General features: G+C 72.5%; 19 protein-coding genes. 11 read left to right on the top strand and 8 right to left on the bottom strand.

Going from position 1 to position 19703, the window contains the following annotated elements; genetic code table 11:
• Positions 1–95: 95 nt before the first annotated feature.
• The 5 genes from M4D82_RS11630 to M4D82_RS11610 all read left to right on the top strand — a co-directional run bounded on the left by M4D82_RS11630 (position 96) and on the right by M4D82_RS11610 (position 3766).
• The gene (locus tag M4D82_RS11630; RefSeq protein ID WP_249765982.1) at positions 96–1136 is read left to right on the top strand and encodes a PhoH family protein; all 1041 of its coding nucleotides are present in this window, start codon (positions 96–98) and stop codon (positions 1134–1136) included.
• Positions 1137–1149: 13 nt separating this feature from the next.
• Positions 1150–1647, top strand: a complete 498-nt coding sequence (gene ybeY / locus M4D82_RS11625; protein WP_249765981.1) for an rRNA maturation RNase YbeY — start codon at positions 1150–1152, stop codon at positions 1645–1647.
• A complete protein-coding gene (locus tag M4D82_RS11620) occupies positions 1644–2954 on the top strand; it encodes a hemolysin family protein (RefSeq protein ID WP_249765980.1) in 1311 nt (436 codons plus the stop codon). Before ybeY ends, M4D82_RS11620 begins: the two co-directional genes overlap by 4 nt.
• Positions 2951–3304 carry an MmcQ/YjbR family DNA-binding protein gene (locus tag M4D82_RS11615; protein ID WP_249765979.1) on the top strand — a complete coding sequence of 118 codons (354 nt, stop codon included), beginning with the start codon at positions 2951–2953 and terminating at the stop codon, positions 3302–3304. Before M4D82_RS11620 ends, M4D82_RS11615 begins: the two co-directional genes overlap by 4 nt.
• 99 nt (positions 3305–3403) lie before the next feature.
• Positions 3404–3766: a cytidine deaminase-like protein gene (locus M4D82_RS11610; protein WP_249765978.1), complete on the top strand. Its 363-nt coding sequence runs from the start codon at positions 3404–3406 to the stop codon at positions 3764–3766.
• Positions 3767–3918: 152 nt separating this feature from the next.
• On the opposite strand, the gene M4D82_RS11605 is transcribed toward M4D82_RS11610, so the two are convergent.
• Positions 3919–5139 carry an MFS transporter gene (locus M4D82_RS11605; protein ID WP_249771707.1) on the bottom strand — a complete coding sequence of 407 codons (1221 nt, stop codon included), beginning with the start codon at positions 5137–5139 and terminating at the stop codon, positions 3919–3921.
• A gap of 136 nt (positions 5140–5275) precedes the next feature.
• On the opposite strand from M4D82_RS11605, the gene M4D82_RS11600 reads away from it, so the two are divergent.
• Complete coding sequence (locus tag M4D82_RS11600; protein ID WP_249765977.1) at positions 5276–6268, top strand: GlxA family transcriptional regulator; 993 nt, start codon at positions 5276–5278, stop codon at positions 6266–6268.
• A gap of 2474 nt (positions 6269–8742) precedes the next feature.
• Positions 8743–9693 (top strand): GTPase Era, encoded by a 951-nt coding sequence (gene era, locus M4D82_RS11590; RefSeq protein ID WP_371681274.1) that lies wholly within the window; start codon positions 8743–8745, stop codon positions 9691–9693.
• A 35-nt stretch (positions 9694–9728) separates the two neighbouring features.
• On the opposite strand, the gene M4D82_RS11585 is transcribed toward era, so the two are convergent.
• The 4 genes from M4D82_RS11585 to M4D82_RS11570 form a co-directional block, all read right to left on the bottom strand.
• Positions 9729–10388: an SAM-dependent methyltransferase gene (locus tag M4D82_RS11585; protein WP_249765976.1), complete on the bottom strand. Its 660-nt coding sequence runs from the start codon at positions 10386–10388 to the stop codon at positions 9729–9731.
• 106 nt (positions 10389–10494) lie between these two features.
• On the bottom strand, positions 10495–11304 hold the full coding sequence (locus M4D82_RS11580) for a GNAT family N-acetyltransferase (RefSeq protein ID WP_249765975.1): 810 nt from the start codon (positions 11302–11304) through the stop codon (positions 10495–10497).
• 67 nt (positions 11305–11371) lie between these two features.
• Positions 11372–11653, bottom strand: coding sequence for a protealysin inhibitor emfourin (locus tag M4D82_RS11575; protein WP_249765974.1), 282 nt, complete (start codon positions 11651–11653; stop codon positions 11372–11374).
• Between the two features lie 27 nt (positions 11654–11680).
• On the bottom strand, positions 11681–12766 hold the full coding sequence (locus M4D82_RS11570; RefSeq protein ID WP_249765973.1) for a M4 family metallopeptidase: 1086 nt from the start codon (positions 12764–12766) through the stop codon (positions 11681–11683).
• A gap of 366 nt (positions 12767–13132) precedes the next feature.
• Between M4D82_RS11570 and leuA the strand changes: the two genes are divergently transcribed.
• The 4 genes from leuA to M4D82_RS11550 all read left to right on the top strand — a co-directional run bounded on the left by leuA (position 13133) and on the right by M4D82_RS11550 (position 17421).
• A complete protein-coding gene (gene leuA, locus M4D82_RS11565) occupies positions 13133–14896 on the top strand; it encodes a 2-isopropylmalate synthase (protein WP_249765972.1) in 1764 nt (587 codons plus the stop codon).
• 210 nt (positions 14897–15106) lie between these two features.
• A complete protein-coding gene (locus M4D82_RS11560; protein ID WP_249765971.1) occupies positions 15107–15802 on the top strand; it encodes a TerB family tellurite resistance protein in 696 nt (231 codons plus the stop codon).
• Positions 15803–15841: 39 nt separating this feature from the next.
• The gene (gene recO / locus M4D82_RS11555) at positions 15842–16588 is read left to right on the top strand and encodes a DNA repair protein RecO (RefSeq protein ID WP_249765970.1); all 747 of its coding nucleotides are present in this window, start codon (positions 15842–15844) and stop codon (positions 16586–16588) included.
• A gap of 11 nt (positions 16589–16599) precedes the next feature.
• A complete protein-coding gene (locus M4D82_RS11550) occupies positions 16600–17421 on the top strand; it encodes an isoprenyl transferase (RefSeq protein ID WP_249765969.1) in 822 nt (273 codons plus the stop codon).
• Between the two features lie 128 nt (positions 17422–17549).
• On the opposite strand, the gene M4D82_RS11545 is transcribed toward M4D82_RS11550, so the two are convergent.
• The 3 genes from M4D82_RS11545 to M4D82_RS11535 are packed head-to-tail and all read right to left on the bottom strand — an operon-like array spanning position 17550 to position 19697.
• The gene (locus M4D82_RS11545) at positions 17550–17978 is read right to left on the bottom strand and encodes a Fur family transcriptional regulator (RefSeq protein WP_249765968.1); all 429 of its coding nucleotides are present in this window, start codon (positions 17976–17978) and stop codon (positions 17550–17552) included.
• 52 nt (positions 17979–18030) lie between these two features.
• Positions 18031–18897 (bottom strand): metal ABC transporter permease, encoded by an 867-nt coding sequence (locus tag M4D82_RS11540; RefSeq protein WP_249765967.1) that lies wholly within the window; start codon positions 18895–18897, stop codon positions 18031–18033.
• Positions 18897–19697: a metal ABC transporter ATP-binding protein gene (locus M4D82_RS11535; RefSeq protein WP_249765966.1), complete on the bottom strand. Its 801-nt coding sequence runs from the start codon at positions 19695–19697 to the stop codon at positions 18897–18899. The genes M4D82_RS11540 and M4D82_RS11535 overlap by 1 nt, the downstream gene beginning before the upstream one ends.
• Positions 19698–19703 lie beyond the last annotated feature (6 nt).

Raw genomic sequence — 19703 nt, 5'->3', positions numbered from 1 at the left:
GCGATGCCCCCGGGGAGACGTACCCTGGTACTCCGGAGGTCGACGATCGGCGCGGCCCCTCAGCGGGAGGTATGCGCAGGCCACAGTGCCGGCCCATGACTCACACACCCACAGCCCACATCCCCGCGCCGGGCCAGGCGCGAGCCCACTTCACCGTCCCGGCGACGCACCCGATGGTGACGGTCCTCGGCTCGGGCGACGTCTTGCTGCGCGTCATCGAGAAGGCCTTCCCGAAGGCCGACATCCATGTTCGGGGCAACCAGGTCAGCGCGGTCGGTGCGGCGGCGGAAGTCGCACTGATCCAGCGCCTTTTCGACGAAATGATGCTCGTGCTCCGCACCGGGCAGCCGATGACGGAGGACGCAGTGGAACGCTCGATCGCCATGCTCAAGGCGAACGGCAGTGGTACGGGCCAGACGGAGACCCCGGCCGAGGTGCTCACCCAGAACATCCTCTCCAACCGCGGCCGCACCATCCGTCCCAAGACCCTCAACCAGAAGCGGTACGTCGACGCGATCGACAAGCACACGATCGTCTTCGGCATCGGCCCCGCCGGTACCGGCAAGACCTACCTCGCGATGGCGAAGGCGGTCCAGGCCCTGCAGTCCAAGCAGGTCAGCCGGATCATCCTGACCCGCCCCGCCGTCGAGGCGGGCGAGCGGCTCGGCTTCCTGCCCGGCACGCTGTTCGACAAGATCGACCCGTACCTGCGCCCGCTCTACGACGCCCTGCACGACATGATGGACCCCGACTCCATCCCGCGGCTCATGGCCGCCGGAACGATCGAGGTCGCGCCGCTGGCGTACATGCGCGGTCGCACCCTGAACGACGCGTTCGTCGTGTTGGACGAGGCGCAGAACACGACCGCCGAGCAGATGAAGATGTTCCTGACCCGACTCGGCTTCGACTCGAAGATCGTCGTCACCGGTGACATCACGCAGGTGGACCTGCCGGGTGGCGCCCGCAGTGGTCTGCGACAGGTCCAGGACATCCTCGAAGGGGTGCCCGACATCCACTTCTCGCGGCTCACGTCCGAGGATGTCGTCCGCCACAAGCTGGTCGGCCGTATCGTCGACGCGTACGAGAAGTACGACGAAGCCCATCCGGCCGCCCCCAACGGCTACCAGCGGAAGTAGAACCCAGCGCACCATGTCGATCGACGTCAACAACGAGTCCGGAACCGAGGTCGACGAGCAGGCGATCCTCGACATCGCCCGCTACGCGCTCACCCGGATGCGGATCCATCCGCTGTCCGAGCTCTCCGTCATCGTCATCGACGAGGACGCCATGGAGCAGCTCCACATCCAGTGGATGGACCTGCCCGGACCCACCGACGTCATGTCCTTCCCGATGGACGAGCTGCGGCCGCCGACGAAGGACGACGAGGAGCCCCCGCAGGGGCTCCTCGGCGACATCGTGCTGTGCCCCGAGGTCGCCAAGAGGCAGGGCGAGGAAGCGCCGACGGGGCACTCCATGGACGAGGAGCTCCAGCTCCTCACCGTCCACGGGGTGCTCCACCTGCTCGGCTACGACCACGAGGAGCCGGACGAGAAGGCCGAGATGTTCGGCCTCCAGGCGGCCATCGTCGACGGCTGGCGCGCCGAGCGCGGGCTGACCGGTCCCTCCCCGGCCCCGACCGTCTCGTGACCGGGGCGCCACAGCTGATCACCGTGGCGGTCCTGCTGGTCGTCGTGGCCTGGTTCGCGGCCTGTGCGGAGTCCGGGATCGCCCGCGTCTCCAGCTTCCGGGCCGAGCAGGCCGTACGGGAGGGCCGGCGCGGCAGCGCGAAGCTCGCCCAGGTCGCGGGCGACCCCACCCGCTACGTCAACGTGGCGCTGCTGGTGCGGGTGACCTGCGAGATGGCGGCGGGCGTGCTCGTCACGTACGTCTGCCTCGACGAGTTCGGCGAGAACTGGACGGCGCTGCTCGTCGCCATCGGCGTGATGGTGCTGGTCTCCTTCGTCGCGGTCGGCGTGTCCCCCCGTACGATCGGCCGCCAGCACCCGCTGAACACGGCGACGGCGGCCGCGTACGTCCTCGTACCGCTCGCCCGCGTGATGGGGCCGATCCCGCAACTGCTGATCCTCATCGGCAACGCGCTCACGCCAGGGAAGGGCTTCCGCAAGGGGCCCTTCGCCTCCGAGGCCGAGCTGCGCGCGATGGTCGACCTCGCGGAGAAGGAATCGCTGATCGAGGACGAGGAGCGCCGCATGGTGCACCAGGTCTTCGAGCTCGGCGACACGCTCGTGCGCGAGGTGATGGTGCCGCGCACCGACCTGGTGTGCATCGAGCGCTACAAGACGATCCGTCAGGCGACGACGCTCGCCCTGCGCTCCGGCTTCTCGCGGATCCCGGTCACCGGCGAGAACGAGGACGACATCGTCGGCATGGTCTACCTCAAGGACCTCGTCCGCCGCACCCACATCAACCGGGAGGCGGAAGCGGACCTGGTCTCGACGGCGATGCGGCCGGCGGTCTTCGTGCCCGACACGAAGAACGCGGGCGATCTGCTGCGCGAGATGCAGTCGGTACGCAACCACGTGGCCGTCGTCATCGACGAGTACGGCGGCACGGCGGGCATCGTCACGATCGAGGACATCCTGGAGGAGATCGTCGGCGAGATCACCGACGAGTACGACCGGGAGATCCCGCCGGTCGAAGAGCTGGGCGAGGACCGCTACCGGGTCACGGCCCGGCTCGACATCACCGACCTCGGCGAGCTGTTCGGCGTGGAGGCCTTCGACGACGAGGACGTCGAGACGGTCGGCGGGCTGCTGGCGAAGGCGCTCGGGAGGGTGCCGATCGCGGGCGCCTCCGGGATGGTGGAGCTGCCGGACGGGCGTCCGCTGCGGCTGACGGCCGAGTCCCCGGCGGGTCGCCGGAACAAGATCGTGACGGTGCTGGTCGAGCCGGTCGTGGAACCGGCTCCCGGTGGGGACGAGGAGGACGAATGACCCCGGCCGAGCTGCGTGCCTTCTGTCTGGGCTTCAACGCGGCGGTGGAGGAGTTCCCCTTCACCCCCGAGACGTCGGTGTTCAAGGTGCTGGGGAAGATGTTCGCCCTGTCGGCCCTGGACGCGGACCCGCTGAAGGTCAACCTCAAGTGCGAGCCGGAGGCCGCGGTGCGGTTGCGCGCGGAACACGCGGCGATCGTGCCGGGCTGGCACATGAACAAGCGGCACTGGAACACGGTGACGGTCGGGGAGCTGCCGGACGCGCTGGTGCGGGAGCTGGTGGAGGACTCGTACGACCTCGTCGTGGCGGGCCTGCCGAGGGCGGAGCGGCTGCGGCTGGACCGGCCCTGAGCGAGGAAAGACCCGTCCCCGGGGCCTGGGGGCGGAGGGGAGGGCGCCTCGGCGGGGTCGTTGTACGCACCGGCCGAGGCGCTCCCTATGCTGTCGCCCATGACCGAGAGCACCGCGGGCCCCGCGATCGACCCCGAGGACAACAAGATCATCACGCTGGCGCGCAGCGCACGGGCCCGTAACGGGGTCCCGGAGGGCGCGGCGGTGCGTGACGAGACCGGCCGGACGTACGTCGCCGGGACGGTGGAGCTGGACTCCCTCAAGCTGAGCGCGCTCCAGACGGCGGTCGCCATGGCCGTGGCGAGCGGCGCCCGTTCCCTGGAGGCGGCCGCCGTGGTGAGCGCGGCCGACGCCCCCGCCGAAGCCGACCGCGCGGCGGTCCGCGACCTCGGCGGCCCGACCACCCCGGTCCTCCTGGCCGCCCCGGACGGCACCCTCAAGTCGACCACTCCGGCGGGCTGACGCGGGCGAGTGAGCCGAAGGGGCGCGTCGGCGAAGGAGGGCGAGCGCCCGGAGGAATCCGCGAGGAACGAGCGGATTTCGAGGACGTACGCCCTCCTGGAGCCGACATGGGCGCCCCGCCCCGGAGGCGAACCGAGCCCTGGAAAGGCGGCCTAGCCCCTCTTCCTGCGGATCACCATCGCCATCAGGGCCGCCAGTGCGCACAGGCCGCCCGAGGCGTACCAGACGAGGTCGTACGAGCCGAGGGCGTCGCGGGCCACCCCGCCGAGGAAGGCCACCAGGGCGGCGCCCACCTGATGGGAGGCCAGGACCCAGCCGAAGACGATCGCGCTGTCCTCCCCGTACTGCTCCCGGCACAGGGCGATCGTCGGCGGCACGGTGGCGACCCAGTCGAGGCCGTAGAAGACGATGAAGAACACCATCGGCGGGTGCACCGACGGCGCGAGCAGCATCGGCAGGAAGAGCAGCGACACCCCGCGCAGGGCGTAGTAGACCGCCAGCAGGCGTCGCGCGTCGAAGCGGTCGGTGAACCAGCCGGAGGCGATGGTGCCCACCACGTCGAACACGCCGATCACCGCGAGCAGTCCCGCCGCCGTGGTGATGGGCATGCCGTGGTCGTGGGCCGCGGGGGCGAAGTGCGTGCGCACCAGGCCGTTCGTCGAGGCGCCGCAGATCGCGAAGGTGCCCGCCAGCAGCCAGAACGGTCCCGTCCGGGCCGCCTTGAACAGGACGGTCAGCGCCCGCCGGGCCGCGCCCGGGGTCGGCGCCGGCTTCGGCTCGTAGGTGCCCCCGTACGGGGCGAGGCCCACGTCCGCCGGGTGGTCGCGCAGCAGCAGCCATACGAACGGGACCACCGCCACGGCCGCCAGCGAGACGGTGACGGACGCCGGGCGCCAGCCGTGGTGTTCGACCAGCCAGGACAGCAGCGGCAGGAAGATCAGCTGACCGGACGCGCCGGCGGCCGTGAGGACGCCGGTGACGAGTCCGCGCCGGGCGGTGAACCAGCGGTTGGTGATCGTCGCGGCGAAGGCCAGGGCCATCGAGCCGCTGCCCAGGCCCACCAGCACGCCCCAGAACAGCACCAGTTGCCAGGCCGCCGTCATCCACACGGTGGCGAGCGAGCCGCCGGCGATGACGGTCAGGGCAACGGCGACGACCTTGCGGATGCCGAAACGATCCATCAGGGCGGCGGCGAAGGGCGCGGTGAGCCCGTAGAGGGCCAGGTTGACGGAGACCGCGAAGCCGATCGTGCCGCGCGACCAGTCGAACTCCTCGTGCAGCGGCTCGATGAGCAGTCCGGGGAGCGAGGCGGAGGCGGCGGCGCCGATGATCGTCACGAAGCCCACCGCGGCGGCGAACCAGGCGCGGTGGATGCGGCCGGGCCGGCGGGGGGCCCGGAGGTCGGTGGGGGGCGGGGAGGCGGGGCTGTCTGCGTCACCCGGACAGCTTCCGGCCGGCGGTTACCCGTACGACAGTGGCCTGACCGTCATGCTTCGTTACGATCGGGCCATGGACCCCTCGTCGAAGACGCCGCCGCATCGTGTGGCGGTGCTCGCCCTCGCCGGACTGCTGCCCTTCGAGCTCGGCATCCCGCACCGGATCTTCGGGCGGGCCAAGGACGGCGCCGGGCACCCGCTCTACGAGATCCTCACCTGCGGTCTCGCCCCGGGCCCGGTCCCCACCGACGCCGACTTCGCGGTCGACGTCGCGCACGGCCCCGAACTGCTGGCCACCGCCGACACGGTCGTGGTCCCGGCCTCCTACGAGCTGGGCCCCGTGTACACGGAGGGGCGGCTCACCCCCGAACTGGCCGCCGCCCTCGCCCACATCGAGCCCGGGACCCGCCTCGTCTCCATCTGCACCGGCGGCTACGTCCTGGCCGCCGCCGGGTACCTGGACGGCCGTCGGGCCACGACCCATTGGGCCTCGGCCGCGCACTTCCAGGCGCTCTTCCCGGCCGTGCGCGTCGACCCGGACGTGCTCTACACCGACGACGGGAACGTCCTCACCTCCGCCGGGGTCGCCGCAGGCGTCGACCTGTGCCTGCACATCGTGCGCAGCGACCACGGCGCGGACATCGCCAACGACGTGGCCCGGCGGACCGTCGTACCGCCCCACCGGGAGGGCGGGCAGGCCCAGTTCGTCAACCGTCCGGTGCCTCAGGAGCAGGTGGCGAGCACCACGGCGGCGCGGGCGTGGGCGCTGGACCGGCTGCACGAGCCCCTGCGGCTGAGCGACCTCGCCCGGCAGGAGTGCGTCTCCGTACGGACCTTCACGCGCCGCTTCCGCGAGGAGTCCGGGGTCAGCCCGGGGGAGTGGATCACCGCGCAGCGGGTCGAGCGGGCGCGGCAGTTGCTGGAGCGGACGGAACTGCCGATGGAGGTGGTGGCGCGGGAGACGGGCTTCGGTACGGCGCAGTCGCTGCGCAAACACGTGCAGGCGGCGCTGGGGGTCAGCCCGACCGCCTACCGGCGCACGTTCCGGGAGGCGGCCGTCGTGTGAGGCGGCGGCCGCGTGAGGTGGTGGCCGTGTGATCCCCCGGTCGCGCGTCATGTCGCCGGCTTCTGACGGCCCATCAATTGTTACCGGTCGCGTGCCTTGACTTCTCCCGACGCCCGCTCGTGAATGGCCCCCTTGGGGAACCGGTGGTCCGGGGTGTGGGGGTGCGGGCAGTGGGGACAGGCGCGCGCGGCAGGAGATGGCGGGCGGCCGTCGGTACGGCCGTCCTCGCGGCCGGGAGCGCACTCGCCGCGCCGGCCGTCGCCGAGGGGGAAACGTCCCCGGGGCAGGTGGAGTTCCCCACGCACTGCCTCGCCCCGCAGGAGGCCGGACTGCCGCCCGCCGACGGGCCCACCACCGCCCACCTCACCGTCGACGACCCGAACCCGCGCGTCGGCGACACCGTCACCGTCACCTACCGGATCGCCCGCACCCCCGCCCTCAACCCCGTCGGAGGCGCGCTGCCCGCCGACGTGCTGACCCCCACCGGGCGGGTCCGGCTCGGCGGTGCGCAGAGCGGCGAGGTCACCGTCGTCGGCGCGAAGCGCAACGAGCCGGTGGCCGCGGGCGTGGCGCTGCCCGCCGTCACCATGACCGGCACGTTCACCGTCACCGCGCCCGGCGCCCTCACCCTCGCCCCGGCCGGCTACACCCTGCACACCGCCCACCTCCTCGACCTCGTCACCGCGTGCGCGGTCGACGCGGCCCCCGTCTCCGCGCGGCTCACCGCGACCCCGCTGCCGACCGCCAACCTGCGCAGCGTCACGCCGGCCGCCGCCCACGGGAAACCCGGGGCCCGCGTCAGGGTCGCCGGCGTCGGCTTCGTACCGGGCGCGGCGGTGACCGTGGCCGGGCGGGCCGGCGCCGCCGAGACCGCCGACCGGGTCGTGACCACCGCCGACCGGCTCGGGCGGGTCGCGGCGGAGCTGCCCGTCACCGACCGGGCCACCACGGCGGTGGTGGCGTACGAGGGCGAGGCCTGGTCGGCGCGGCGGGGACGGGGCGGCGGCGTACACGGTCGTCCAGCCCGTGGCCCCGCCCCCGCCCCCACCGCCGCCGTCGTCGCCGGCCGCGCAGCGGCTCACGGCCACCGTGGAGCCGGGCACGCTGGCGATGACCCAGGCGGGGGAGGCCGTCACCCTCGGCACGGTGCCGTACGGGGACGGCGGCGCGGCCCCCGGCCGGATCGGCACCGTCACCGTGCGGGACGCCCGGGGCGGGCCCGCGGGATGGACGCTGGTCGGCAGGGTCACCGACTTCACGGGCCCGGCCGGGACCCGCATCCCCGGCGCCGCGCTGTCCTGGACGCCGACCTGCGCGGCGGAACCCGGCAGTCCGAGCGTGTGCGCGGCGGGCAGCGCCGGCGTGGTCGGCCCGGACGGGGCGGTCCTGGCCTCCACGGCGAACGCCCCGCTGGTCGGGGGCACCTTCACCGTCGACGCCGGCGTGACGCTGAAGGTGCCGGCGTACACCCCGCCGGGCGCGTACACGGCGGTGCTGACCCTGACCCTGTCGTGACGGCCCCGGCGCCCGGACCCCGTACCGCGCTCGCCCGGATCGTGGCCGTACTGCTCGGGCTCGGCACGTTCCTCTTCGGGGCAGTCCTGCTCGTGACGGCCTCGGCGGCCGGGACGGCCGCGGCCGCGGACAACGGGCAGTGGTCCGTGCTGCCCGCCGCCAACACCCTCGGGCAGCGGCCCTCCTTCCACCTCTCCGCCGGCCCCGGCACCACGGTGGCCGACGCCGTCACCGTGGCCAACCGCACCGACACCCCGCGCACCTTCCGCCTCTACGCCGCCGACGCCTACAACACCGCCCGCGACGGCGGCTTCGCCGTCCGCGGCCCCGACGAGCCGCGCCGCGCCACCGGGGCGTGGCTGAAGCTCGCGCGGGAGCGGATCACCGTCCCGGCGAAGGCGGCGCTGACCGTCGCGTTCACCGTCACCGTGCCGGACCGGGCGGAGCCCGGGGACCACCCCGGAGCCGTCGTGGCGCTGGAGGAGCGGCCGGCCACCACCGCCGCGCGGGGCCTCGCCGTCCAGCAGGCCGTGGCCGCCCGGGTCCACCTCCGCGTCACCGGCCCCGCCGCCCCCGCGCTCGCCGTCGAGGACCTCCGGGTGAGGGACGCGGCGGCCGGCGCGCAGGTCTCGTACACCCTCCGCAACCTCGGCAACGTCACCCTGCGCCCCCGCGCCACCCTCACCGCCACCGGAGCGCTCGGCCGGGGCCTGCACTCCCGCACCCTCACCGGGCTGCCCGCCGAGCTGCTCCCCGGGCAGCGGGTCCGGCTCGACGCCCGCTGGGAGGGGCCGCCCGCGCCGGAATGGGCCCAGGTCACGGTCGAGGCGCGGGCCGACGGGGCCACCGACCGGGCCGGCGCCGGCTACGCCGCGCACCCCGCGCTGAACCGCGTGCTCGCCGCCGCCCTGGCCGTCGTGGCGGTGGCCTGGTCGGCGGCGGGGGCCGCATCGGGGAGAATGGCCCGTATGAGCGATCGTTCCCCCGAGCCCACCGCCCCGCACCGCGCGGGCTTCGCCTGTTTCGTCGGCCGCCCCAACGCGGGGAAGTCGACCCTGACCAACGCGCTGGTGGGCACCAAGGTCGCGATCACCTCCAACCGGCCGCAGACCACCCGCCACACCGTGCGCGGCATCGTGCACCGCCCGGACGCCCAGCTGGTCCTGGTGGACACCCCCGGCCTGCACAAGCCGCGCACGCTGCTCGGCGAGCGGCTCAACGACGTCGTACGCACCACCTGGGCCGAGGTCGACGTCATCGGCTTCTGCCTGCCGGCCGACCAGAAGCTCGGCCCCGGCGACAAGTTCATCGCCAAGGAACTCGCGGCGATCAAGAAGACCCCCAAGATCGCCATCGTGACCAAGACCGACCTCGTCGAGTCCAAGGCGCTGGCCGAGCAGCTGCTCGCCATCCACCAGCTGGGCGCCGAGCTGGGCATCGAGTGGGCCGAGATCGTGCCCGTCTCCGCGGTCGGCGACACCCAGGTCCAGCTGCTGGCCGACCTGATCGCGCCGCTGCTGCCGGAGAGCCCGCCGCTGTACCCCGAGGGCGACCTGACGGACGAGCCCGAGATGGTGATGGTCGCCGAGCTGATCCGCGAGGCCGCGCTCGAAGGCGTGCGCGACGAGCTGCCGCACTCCATCGCCGTCGTCGTGGAGGAGATGATCCCGCGCGAGAACCGGCCCGCGGACCGGCCGCTGCTGGACATCCACGCCAACGTCTACATCGAGCGGCCGAGCCAGAAGGGCATCATCATCGGCCCCAAGGGCTCCCGCCTGAAGGAGGTCGGCATGAAGTCGCGCAAGCACATCGAGGCGCTGCTCGGCACGCCGGTCTTCCTCGACCTGCACGTGAAGGTCGCCAAGGACTGGCAGCGCGACCCCAAGCAGCTCCGCAAGCTCGGCTTCTAGTCCCTCGGCCGCCGGCCTGATCCGAAAGACACCCCCTAGCGGAGCCGGCGGACCTTCAGCGTGTTGTCCGTGCGGGTCCCCGGGGTGCCGTCGGGGGCGTTCTGGACGCGTTCGTGTTCCTCGGCGCGCAGGACCTCCCAGGCCCCCTCGGGCAGCTCCAGTCGGGCGAGGAGCTCGTCCGGGGTCGGGAAGTCGACCTGCGGCCGGTCCTCCTGCCAGGAGGCCCAGCCCCCGTGGCCGACCACCAGCAGGACGCCGCCCGGCGCCACGGCCCCGGCCGCCGTCCGCAGGATCCGGTCGCGCGGGAAGTCCCCGTACGAGTGCAGGAAGCACGCCGACACGAGGTCGAACTCCCCGGCGGGGAAGGATCGCGCCAGGTCGTGCTGCCGCGCGTCCACCCGGTCGGCCACCCCCGCCTCGGCGGCGTGTTCCGCCGTCCGCCGCAGGGCGACCTCGGAGATGTCGGTCGCGGTGACCCGCCAGCCGCGTCCCGCCAGCCAGACGGAGTCGCCGCCCTCGCCGCAGCCCAGGTCCAGGGCGCGGCCGGGCGGCAGCTCCGACACCTCGCGCACCAGCGCGGCGTTGGGCGCGCCGCTCCAGATCCGCCCGCTCTCGCGGTAGCGGTCGTTCCACCATTCCCGCCCGCCCTCGGGGTGCTCGGCGTGCCTGGCGTCGTCGTGGGTGGTGTGGGACATGGCGGCCTCCTCGGCGCGGATGCCCGTACGGGCGCACGGACACCGCCGATGCTGCGCCGGGCCGGCGCGGCGGGCAAACATCGTTGCCGCTTCGGCAACGCGCCGGCTACGCGGCGGGCGGTTCCGCGATCAGGGCCGTGCCGACCCGGCGGAATCCGGCCCGCCCGTAGATCCGGGCCACGTCCTCGTCGCCCGCCGACAGGAACACCGTCCGCGCCCCGCCCGTGCGGGCCGCCGTGACCAGCGCCGCCGTCACCCCGAGGGCCAGCCCTTGGCGCCGGGCGGCCGGCAGGGTACCGACCGCGACGACCTCGGCGACGTCCCCGACCGGGTTGTACTGCCCCGAGCACAGCACCACCCCGTCCCGTACGGCCGCCGCCATGCCCGTCCGGCCGTCCGCGAGCATCGCCGCGACCCGGTCCCGGCGGTCGCCGGCCGACGGGTCCAGGAGCGCCGCCGTCAGCGCGGCCGGTCCCGCCTCGCCGACGGCCGTTCCCCGGTCCGCGAAGGCCAGCGCCGGTACCGTGACCGCTGCCGTGAGCAGCGGGTCGTCGGCGTCGAGCGTGCGGACCTCCGGGTGCGGGGCGGGCGGCGCGGCCGTCTCGTCCAGGACCATCAGCGGGTGGGCGTGGACGTGCAGGCCCGTCGCCTCCACCGCCGCCCGCAGGGAGGGGCTGGTTTCGGCCACCCATTCGAAGGCCTCGGGTACGCCGAGGTCCCGCTGGCGGGCCCGGACCCGCTCCACGTCGGCGGGCGTGGCGTCGGAGCCGCCGAGTGCGGGCCGCGCGTAGTAGGCCCAACCCTGTCCCTCCTGCACGAACAGGGTGAGCGGCCCGAAGTCCTCGCCGCGCGCGCCGCCCTTGCGGGGGACGGCGTCGTAGTACTGCTCCAGGTCCGCCAGGATGGTTTTCGTCATGTGATCATCCAAGCAAAACCGCCCCACGCGGGCACCCGGATAAACGGGCCCCTACGCGCCTTCGCCCCTACGCGCCCTCCTTCAGCACCCGCGAGACCAGGCTGCGCTGCGCGTCCGACAGGTGTGGGTCGTGGCAGGACACCGTCCGGCCGTCGACCGTGATCCGGTACGAGAACCCGTCCCGGACGCCGCTCGCGGCCCGGCCGCCCGGGTCCTCGTGTGCCTCGGGCCGTAGCGCCAGCAGGGCGAGCGCCCGCCACTCGTCCTCGTCGGGCCGGCCCGAGGTGTCCACCTCGGCCCGGCGCTCGATGCCCGCGAAACCGCCCGTCCTCACCACTTCGATCAGCATGAGGGTTTCCTACCCCGCTCCGGCCGGCTACCCCAGCCCGACCGTCGACCACGCCTTCTGGACCGCCCGGTGCTCGACGCCGCCGTCCCCGTAGCGGGCGACCGCCGCCGCCAGCGTGAGGCGGGCGAAGTCGGCGAAGTCCGCCCGCGCCTCCAGCTCGCCGCCCGTCAGCGTGTCGTACCAGATCCGCCCGGCCCGCTCCCAGGCGTTGCCGCCCAGCTCGCTCGCCGCGATGTAGAAGGCGTGGTTGGGGATCCCGGAGTTGATGTGCACGCCGCCGTTGTCGCGCGAGGTCACGACGTAGTCGTCCATGGTCGCGGGCTGCGGGTCCTTGCCGAGCTCGTCGTCGTCGTACGCCGTCCCGGGCGCCTTCATCGAGCGCAGGGCGGTCCCGGTCACGTTCGGCCCGAGCAGGCCGGCGCCGATCAGCCAGTCCGCCTGGTCGGCGCTCTGCCCGAGCGAGTACTGCTTGATCAGGGAGCCGAACACGTCCGACATGGACTCGTTGAGGGCGCCGGACTGGCCGTGGTAGTCGAGGTTGGCCGTGTATTGGGTGACGCCGTGGGTCAGCTCGTGCCCGATGACGTCGACGGAGACCGTGAAGTCGAGGAACAGATCGCCGTCCCCGTCGCCGAAGACCATCTGCTCGCCGTCCCAGAAGGCGTTGTTGTAGTCCTCGCCGTAGTGCACGCTCGCGTTCAGCGGCAACCCGGAGTCGTCGATGGAGCGCCGCCCGAAGCCCTGGAGGAACAGGTCGTACGTGGCCCCGAGCCCGGCGTAGGCGCGGTTGACGGTGGCGTCCTTGCCGGCCTCCTCGCCCTCGCCGCGGACCTTCTTCCCGGGCAGGCGGGTGCGGTGCTGGGCGTCGTGGATCGTCCGCAGCGGGGTGTCGGGCGTGGGCGCGTCGAGGGCGGCCGGGCCGATGCCCCGGACGGTGCTGATCCGGCGCCGGGTGCGCAGGAAGGCGTCCTGTTCGAGGGTCCGCTGCGCGAGGTCGGCGCGCGCGGGGTCGGCCGAGCGGGCGGCCTTGTCGAGCAGGTGGGGCGGGACCACGGTGCAGAAGACCGGGTGGCGGGGGGAGCGGGAGCGGGCGGAGAACGGGGAGGCAGTCATGCCCGGCAATCTGGCAGTGGGTCACGATGCTGTCACTAGAAGCGACCATGATTCATTCGGTTGTCTCAAAGCGGCCGCGCCGTGTTGACGGATCGACCGGACCTTCGGCGGCAAAAAGAGTCGTAGCTCACAAAGGGTGCAAATCGGACTCTGTGGTCTTGCATACTGAAACAGGTCCTCGCGACACGGCGCGGCTCGGTTAGGCTCGGCCCATCATGCGTTTCGGGCTGCTTCTCCTTAGCTGCCGCGGCGAGGGTCTGTAGTCGTAGGCCGACCCCCTCCCCGCGGAGTTTGGTGTTGCGGTTTTCACTACCGCCGTCGGCCGTCCCAGCGAACTACACGCGGACACGCGAGGAGCCCAACGTCATGAGCCAGCAGCCTTTTGTCGGTCGCCCCACGCCCATCACGAACGCGACCCACACCCAGAAGCCCTCCGGGATGCCGATCCACAAGTACGGCCGGTACGAGCAGGTGGACATCCCGGACCGCACCTGGCCGGACGCCCGCGTCACCAAGGCCCCCCGCTGGCTCTCCACCGACCTGCGCGACGGCAACCAGTCGCTGATCGACCCGATGACCCCCGCCCGCAAGCGCGAGATGTTCGACCTGCTGGTGCGCATGGGCTACAAGGAGATCGAGGTCGGCTTCCCCTCCTCCGGCGAGACCGACTTCGCCTTCGTCCGCTCGATCATCGAAGAGGGCGCGATCCCGGACGACGTCACCATCTCCGTCCTGACCCAGGCCCGCGAGGACCTGATCGAGCGGACCGTCGAATCGCTGGTCGGTGCCAAGCGCGCCACCGTGCACCTGTACAACGCGACCGCCCCGACCTTCCGCCGGGTGGTCTTCCGCGGCTCCAAGGAGCAGATCAAGCAGATCGCCGTCGACGGCACCCGCCTGGTCATGGAGTACGCCGACAAGCTGCTGGGCCCCGAGACGGTCTTCGGCTACCAGTACAGCCCGGAGATCTTCACCGACACCGAGCTGGACTTCGCCCTGGAGGTCTGCGAGGCCGTCTGCGACGTCTGGCAGCCGGCCGAGGGCCGCGAGATCATCCTGAACCTGCCCGCCACCGTGGAGCGCTCGACGCCCTCCACCCACGCGGACCGCTTCGAGTGGATGGCCCGCAACCTGACCCGCCGCGAGCACATCTGCATCTCCGTACACCCGCACAACGACCGCGGCACCGCCGTGGCCGCCGCCGAGCTGGCCCTGATGGCCGGCGCCGACCGCATCGAGGGCTGCCTGTTCGGGCAGGGCGAGCGCACCGGCAACGTGGACCTGATCACCCTGGGTATGAACCTGTTCTCGCAGGGCATCGACCCGCAGATCGACTTCTCGCAGATCGACGAGATCCGCCGCACCAGCGAGTACTGCAACCAGATGGAGGTCCACCCGCGCCACCCCTACGCGGGCGACCTGGTCTACACCGCCTTCTCCGGCTCCCACCAGGACGCCATCAAGAAGGGCTTCGACGCCATGGAGGCCGACGCGGCCGCCCAGGGCAAGACGGTGGACGACATCGAGTGGGCGGTCCCGTACCTGCCGATCGACCCGAAGGACGTCGGCCGCTCCTACGAGGCGGTCATCCGGGTCAACTCGCAGTCCGGCAAGGGCGGCATCGCCTACGTCCTGAAGAACGACCACAAGCTGGACCTGCCGCGCCGCATGCAGATCGAGTTCTCCCGGATCATCCAGGCCAAGACCGACGCCGAGGGCGGCGAGGTCACGCCGAAGGCCATCTGGGACGTCTTCTCCGACGAGTACCTGCCGAACCCGGAAAACCCGTGGGGCCGCATCCAGCTGCGCTCCGGCTCCACCGCCACCGACAAGGACGGCACGGACACGCTGACCGTCGAAGCGGTCGTGGACGGCGTCGAGACGGTCCTGAACGGCACCGGCAACGGTCCGATCTCGGCCTTCTTCGACGCGCTGGCCGGCATCGGCGTCGACGCCCGCCTGCTGGACTACACCGAGCACACGATGAGCGAGGGCGCCTCCGCCGTCGCCGCCTCGTACATCGAGTGCGCGATCGACGGCCGCGTCCTGTGGGGCATCGGCATCGACGCCAACACCACCCGCGCCTCCCTGAAGGCGGTCATCTCCGCCGTCAACCGCGCGGGCCGCTGATCGCCCGTACGTGAACCCCGCCCCCTCCGCCCGGAGGAGGCGGGGTTCCGTCGCTCCGGCGCCGAAGGGACGGGGCGCCGCCGGGGGCGTACTTCGGCCAAGTCCGCGCCCCTGCGCATGTTGTCTTGTCGCACGACTGACGCATCCTCATCGATGTGGCTAACATCACGCCAACCCGGCGATGTTGCCGGAAGGTTACGGAGGTGCGACGTGCTGCCAGTTCGGGGTGGGGACGGCCGGAAGTTGACGGTCTGGGGCATCCGTACCACCTGGAGCACCGTGGGCGACGGGGAGTTCTTCTGCCCCGACTGCGGCGGTGACCGCAACTACCGTCGGCGCACCGGCCGCCGGCGCTTCACCGTGCTCGGCGTGCCGCTGCTGCCGCGCGGCCAGGCCGGGCCCGTCGTCGAATGCCAGGCCTGCAAGGAGCGCTTCGACACCGAGGTGCTGGACCACCTCACCACCAACCGCTTCTCGGCGCTGCTGCGCGACGCCGTCCACACCGTGACGCTGGCCGTGCTCGCCGCCGGCGGGACCTCCTCGCGCGGGGCGCTGGAGGCCGCCGTGTCGACCGTACGGGCCGCCGGGTTCCAGGACTGCACCGAAGAGCAGCTGGAGGCCCTCGTGGAGGCGCTCGCCACCGACGAGGGCCGGCTCGGGCTGTACGACGGGCCCGAGTGCTGCGGGGCCGCGCTGTCGATAGAGCTCCACGAGGCGCTGGAGCCGCTCGCCCCGCACCTCGCGGGTCCCGGCCGGGAGTCGATCCTGCGCCAGGGCGCGCGGGTCGCCCTCGCGGACGGGCCCTACACCCCGGCCGAGCGCGAGGTGCTCGCCACGGTGGGCGCGGCGCTGCGGATGGGCGCGGACGAGGTGGCCGGACTGCTGTCGGCGGTACGGGCGCCCTGAGCGCGCCGTACGGGGTCCCGTACAGGCGACAATGGGCGCATGAGTCTGTTCCGCGACGACGGCATCGTGCTGCGCACCCAGAAGCTCGGCGAGGCGGACCGCATCATCACGCTGCTCACGCGCGGTCACGGACGGGTGCGGGCCGTAGCGCGCGGCGTGCGGCGTACGAAGTCCAAGTTCGGCGCCCGGCTGGAACCTTTCTCCCACGCCGACGTGCAGTTCTTCGCCCGCGGCAACGAGCTGATCGGCCGCAGCCTGCCGCTGTGCACGCAGACCGAGATCATCGCCCCGTACGGCAACGGCATCGTCACCGACTACGCCCGCTACACCGCCGGCACCGCGATGCTGGAGACCGCCGAACGCTTCACGGAGAACGAGGGCGAACCGGCCGTCCAGCAGTACCTGCTGCTCGTCGGCGCCCTGCGCACCCTCGCGCGCGGCGAACACGAGCCGCACCTCATCCTCGACGCCTTCCTGCTGCGCTCCCTCGCCGTCAACGGCTACGCGCCGAGCTTCGAGGACTGCGCCAAGTGCGGCATCCACGGCCCCAACCGGCACTTCTCCGTCGCCGCCGGCGGGGTCATATGCGGCGACTGCCGGGTGCCGGGCAGCGTCGTACCCTCGTCGGAGGCCCTCGCTCTGCTCAGCGCGCTGCTGACGGGCGACTGGGGCCACGCGGACGCCTGCGAGGCGCGCTACGTCCGCGAGGGGAGCGGGCTGGTCTCCGCCTATTTGCACTGGCATCTGGAGCGCGGGCTACGCTCCCTGCGATACGTCGAGAAATAGGAGCTGGGCACATGGCACGACGCGGGATTCTGGGACGTTCTCGCCGCGAGTACAAGGTTCCCGAGCCGCATCCGTCGGGTGAGCGCCCGCCGAAGATCCCCGGCGAGCTGGTCCCCAACCATGTCGCGATCGTCATGGACGGCAACGGCCGCTGGGCCAAGGAGCGCGGCCTGCCGCGCACCGAGGGCCACAAGGTCGGCGAGGGCGTCGTGCTCGACGTGCTCCGGGGCTGCCTGGAGATGGGCGTGAAGAACCTCTCCCTGTACGCCTTCTCGACGGAGAACTGGAAGCGCTCGCCCGACGAGGTCCGCTTCCTCATGAACTTCAACCGCGACGTCATCCGCCGCCGCCGCGACGAGATGAACGACCTCGGCATCCGCATCCGCTGGGTCGGCCGCATGCCGAAGATGTGGAAGTCGGTCGTCCAGGAGCTCCAGATCGCCCAGGAGCACACCGTCGACAACGACGCCATGACCCTGTACTTCTGCGTGAACTACGGCGGTCGCGCCGAGATCGCGGACGCGGCGCAGGCCATCGCCCGGGATGTGGCGGCGGGCAAGCTGGACCCGTCGAAGGTCAACGAGAAGACCTTCGCGAAGTACATGTACTACCCGGACATGCCGGACGTGGACCTGTTCCTGCGCCCCAGCGGCGAGCAGCGCACCTCGAACTACCTGCTCTGGCAGAGCGCCTACGCCGAGATGGTCTTCCAGGACGTCCTGTGGCCGGACTTCGACCGGCGCAACCTCTGGCAGGCCTGCCTGGAGTACGCCCAGCGCGACCGCCGCTTCGGCGGCGCCGTCCCGAACCAGCCCGAGGCCCCCACGCGCTGACCCGGGAGGCAGGCTCCACCGCCACGGACCCGTCGGGCCAGGCGGTGGAGCCGCGCCACGACGGCGCGCGGGGGTCGTGACATCGACCGGATCCGGTCGGTCTTCGACCGGAACGCGACCCGGATCCGCTAGCCGGCGGCCGCGCAGTCGGCGCAGGTGCCGAAGATCTCGACGGTGTGGGCCACGTTCACGTAGCCGTGCTCCGCGGCGATGGCCTCGGCCCACTTCTCCACCGCAGGACCCTCCACCTCGACGGCCTTGCCGCACTTGCGGCAGACCAGGTGGTGGTGATGGTCGCCGGTGGAGCAGCGGCGGTAGACGGACTCGCCGTCACTGGTGCGCAGTACGTCCACCTCGCCGGCGTCCGCCAGGGACTGGAGGGTGCGGTAGACGGTGGTCAGGCCCACGGAGTCACCGCGGTGCTTGAGCATGTCGTGCAGCTCCTGGGCACTGCGGAACTCGTCCACCTCGTCCAGCGCGGCCGCCACGGCGGCTCGCTGCCGGGTGGATCGTCCTCGTACTGGCGCGGTACTCGTCTCGCCAGGCGCAGTCGCCACCGGTTCCTCCTCGTTTTGGCCTCGCCCACATTGTGCCAGGCTGCCGCCCCCGCTAGACCTTCACCTCGTCGTGCGTACAGACCTCCTCGGCGGCGCGGGCCGCCTTCGCGCGCCGCCTGGCCAGCGGGGTCGACAGGGCCGTCATCACGGTGAAGACGGCGATCGCGAGCAACACGATCGTGGCGCCCGACGGCGCGTCGAGGTAGTAGGTGGCCGTCGTGCCGGTCAGCGAGGCCAGGACGCCGATGACCATCGCGAGGGTCAGGGTGGCCGTGAACCCGCGCGTGACGCGCTGGGCGGCCGCGACGGGGATCACCATCATGGCGCTGACCAGCAGCAGGCCGACGATGCGCATGGCGACGGTCACGGTGACGGCGGCGGTGACGGCCATCAGCAGGTTCAGCGCCCGCACCGGCAGGCCGGTGACCCGGGCGAACTCCTCGTCCTGGCTGACGGCGAACAGCTGGCGGCGCAGGCCGACGGTGACGGCGAGGACGAACACCGCGAGGATGACGACGGCCGTGATGTCCTCGGCCGAGACGGTGGTGATGGAGCCGAAGAGGTAGCTGCTGAGGTTGGCGGTGGAGCCGCCCGGCGACAGGTTGATGATCATCACACCGCCGGCCAGGCCGCCGTAGAAGAGCATGGCGAGGGCGATGTCGCCGCTGGTCTTGCCGCGGGAGCGGATCAGCTCCATGCCGACCGCGCCGATCACGGCGACCAGGGTGGCCATCCACACCGGGCTGGTGTTGAGCAGGAAGCCGAGCGCGACGCCCGTCATGGCCACGTGCCCGATGCCGTCGCCCATGACGGCCTGGCGGCGCTGGACGAGGTAGGTGCCGATCGCCGGAGCCGTCAGACCCACCAGGACGGCCGCGAGCAGGGCCCGCTGCATGAAGGCGTAGTCGAGGATCTCCATCAGCTCAGCAGTCCCGTCCGCAGGGGTTCGGCGTCGTGCGCCGCGTGGGGGTGTACGTGGTCGTGGCCGGGCAGGGCGTGCTGGCCGACGGCCTCGGGGGGCGGGCCGTCGTGCATGACGCAGCCGTCGCGCAGGACGACGGCCCGGTCGATCAGGGGCTCCAGCGGGCCGAGCTCGTGCAGGACGAGCAGGACGGTGGTGCCGGCGGCCACCTGGCGGCGTACGGCCGTGGCCAGGACCTCCTGGTTGCCGAGGTCGACGCCGGCCATCGGCTCGTCCATGATCAGCAGTTCCGGTTCGACGGCCAGGGCACGGGCGATCAGCACGCGCTGGTGCTGGCCGCCGGAGAGGGCGTTGACCGAGGCGTCCGCGTACGCCTCCATGTCGACGAGGGCGAGAGCCCGCTCGACGGCCGCCTTGTCCGCCTTGCGCAGGATGCCGAAACGCGTACGGGCCAGCCGGCCGGAGGAGACGACCTCGCGGACGGTGGCCGGGACGCCGCTGGCGGCGGTCGTGCGCTGGGGGACGTAGCCGATCCGCGACCACTGGCGGAACCGCTTCAGCTCGGTGCCGAACAGGGAGAGGGAACCGCCGCTGAGCGGCACCTGGCCGACCACGGCGCGGACGGCCGTGGACTTGCCGGAGCCGTTGGCGCCGAGCAGCGCGACGACCTCACCGCGGCGCACGGTGAGGTCGATCCCGCGCAGCACGGGTCGCGAGCCGAGCGAGGCGGTGGCCCCGCGCAGGGATATGACGGGCTGGTCCTCCGCCGTGGCGGCGCCGGCTGTCGCTGACTCCATGGCTCG

It is taken from the genome of Streptomyces sp. RerS4, assembly GCF_023515955.1.
Classification (GTDB): Bacteria; Actinomycetota; Actinomycetes; order Streptomycetales; family Streptomycetaceae; genus Streptomyces.
This window is presented reverse-complemented; position numbering and strand designations above follow the sequence as displayed.

What these genes read in the sequence shown, in the direction of transcription:
- M4D82_RS11630 (WP_249765982.1), top strand. Translation starts at nt 96, where the DNA reads ATGACTCACACACCCACAGCCCACATCCCCGCGCCGGGCCAGGCGCGA.
- ybeY (WP_249765981.1), top strand. Translation starts at nt 1,150, where the DNA reads ATGTCGATCGACGTCAACAACGAGTCCGGAACCGAGGTCGACGAGCAG.
- M4D82_RS11615 (WP_249765979.1), top strand. Translation starts at nt 2,951, where the DNA reads ATGACCCCGGCCGAGCTGCGTGCCTTCTGTCTGGGCTTCAACGCGGCG.
- M4D82_RS11610 (WP_249765978.1), top strand. Translation starts at nt 3,404, where the DNA reads ATGACCGAGAGCACCGCGGGCCCCGCGATCGACCCCGAGGACAACAAG.
- M4D82_RS11600 (WP_249765977.1), top strand. Translation starts at nt 5,276, where the DNA reads ATGGACCCCTCGTCGAAGACGCCGCCGCATCGTGTGGCGGTGCTCGCC.
- era (WP_371681274.1), top strand. Translation starts at nt 8,743, where the DNA reads ATGGCCCGTATGAGCGATCGTTCCCCCGAGCCCACCGCCCCGCACCGC.
- M4D82_RS11585 (WP_249765976.1), bottom strand. Translation starts at nt 10,388, where the DNA reads ATGTCCCACACCACCCACGACGACGCCAGGCACGCCGAGCACCCCGAG.
- M4D82_RS11580 (WP_249765975.1), bottom strand. Translation starts at nt 11,304, where the DNA reads ATGACGAAAACCATCCTGGCGGACCTGGAGCAGTACTACGACGCCGTC.
- M4D82_RS11575 (WP_249765974.1), bottom strand. Translation starts at nt 11,653, where the DNA reads ATGCTGATCGAAGTGGTGAGGACGGGCGGTTTCGCGGGCATCGAGCGC.
- M4D82_RS11570 (WP_249765973.1), bottom strand. Translation starts at nt 12,766, where the DNA reads ATGACTGCCTCCCCGTTCTCCGCCCGCTCCCGCTCCCCCCGCCACCCG.
- leuA (WP_249765972.1), top strand. Translation starts at nt 13,133, where the DNA reads ATGAGCCAGCAGCCTTTTGTCGGTCGCCCCACGCCCATCACGAACGCG.
- recO (WP_249765970.1), top strand. Translation starts at nt 15,842, where the DNA reads ATGAGTCTGTTCCGCGACGACGGCATCGTGCTGCGCACCCAGAAGCTC.
- M4D82_RS11550 (WP_249765969.1), top strand. Translation starts at nt 16,600, where the DNA reads ATGGCACGACGCGGGATTCTGGGACGTTCTCGCCGCGAGTACAAGGTT.
- M4D82_RS11540 (WP_249765967.1), bottom strand. Translation starts at nt 18,897, where the DNA reads ATGGAGATCCTCGACTACGCCTTCATGCAGCGGGCCCTGCTCGCGGCC.
- M4D82_RS11535 (WP_249765966.1), bottom strand. Translation starts at nt 19,697, where the DNA reads ATGGAGTCAGCGACAGCCGGCGCCGCCACGGCGGAGGACCAGCCCGTC.